This window comes from uncultured Lacinutrix sp. (genome assembly GCF_947500325.1).
GTDB lineage: Bacteria > Bacteroidota > Bacteroidia > Flavobacteriales > Flavobacteriaceae > Lacinutrix.
This window is the reverse complement of sequence record NZ_CANMRQ010000057.1, coordinates 1-1,313: the sequence shown is the minus strand read 5'-3', so window position 1 is coordinate 1,313 and position 1,313 is coordinate 1. Positions and strand designations below refer to the sequence as shown.

At 33.6% G+C, this 1,313-nt stretch carries 1 protein-coding gene; it reads right to left on the bottom strand.

The window, feature by feature from the left end:
- Positions 1-44: 44 nt before the first annotated feature.
- Positions 45-1,202, bottom strand: a complete 1,158-nt coding sequence (locus Q0997_RS20125) for an IS481 family transposase (protein ID WP_299892495.1) — start codon at positions 1,200-1,202, stop codon at positions 45-47.
- Positions 1,203-1,313: the final 111 nt, after the last annotated feature.

Here is a 1,313-nt window from a genome sequence, read left to right as displayed (position 1 = left end):
TGTTCGTTAAGATACATAGTTTACACAAGTTAAAGCTTATGTGTTTACACTAAATTAGTTTCTAACCTTGTCGATTGTTGTTTATGTCTTAGGTTTCTTTGATCAAAGAAACCTAAAAATACATTTCTATAATATACTTTCCAAATACCGTTACCTTGTTCTTGAATTCCTACATATTTTCCTTTTAAAGCAGCAGTTAAATATACCCAGTAATAAGACTTCCATCTAATTGCTCCACTCTTGGTTACTTTGAGTACTTTATAGTCACTATGATAATCAAAAGGAGTTATTTTTTCAGGAAAAGGTCTACAGGAAAAAAGGTGTACATCTGCAGGAGTTTTCATGTCTAATGCTTCGTGTGGACGTATGTTATTATATTCTTTTACAAAGTGATTTAAACGTCTTTGTTGTGCTTTTAGATCATAGGCAGACGGATTAGCACAAGCTGCCTTTAAATCCCGGTGCATACGTTCGTGTCTTCCATTTTGTTCTGGATGTGCAGGGTCAGAAAATACAGGGGTGATTCCTAGTTCAATAAACCAATAAGAGAGTTGTGTAAATCTTTGAATAGCTCTTACCGAACCAAAAGGACTTCCATTATCAGTATGTATTTGTTTAGGCATGCCATAGGTTCTAAAGACCTTTGTAAACTCTGCCTTTGCAGCTTTTAGAGTTTCTTTATAATGTCCCTTAGCTGTGAATAAAAATCGACTTTTGGAATCGGCAATAGTAAGGGGATGACAATAGATTTTGTTACCCATTAAGAATTTTCCTTTATAGTCTGCACTCCATACTTCATTACAGGATTTTGGATCAAAAATAGGATAGAGAGGCTTTACTCTTCGCATGCGTTTTTGAGGAGATACCAAACCGTTTTTTCGAAGGATATTATGAACAGTCACCACCGATGGGATTTGTTCTTTTGTAAACTCTTTAAACATTAAAACTCTAATTTTTTTAGCACCCCAGAGTTTGTGTTTTTCTTTTAATTTAAGAATACTATCAATGATTTTTTGATCGGTTGTGTTAGGATGTTTTCCGGGCTTTCTAGATTGCTCTTTTAAGCCTTCAAAGCCTTGATTTTCGAATCTGTTTATTAACTTATAAGCCGTTGGTCTTGAAATTTCAAAACTTTTGCACAATTCTGTAATGGTATATTTTCCAGTTCGCCATTCACAGATAAATTCAATTTTTTGTTCCATAGTTGTTGTGTTTTTCCAAGGCATGATAATTTGATTTTGATCTCAAATTACACCTCAAAAAGTGTAAACTATGTTTCTTTAACTTTGTAAAGGATGTTTGTTTAACGTACC

What these genes read in the sequence shown, in the direction of transcription:
- Q0997_RS20125 (WP_299892495.1), bottom strand. Translation starts at nt 1,202, where the DNA reads ATGGAACAAAAAATTGAATTTATCTGTGAATGGCGAACTGGAAAATAT.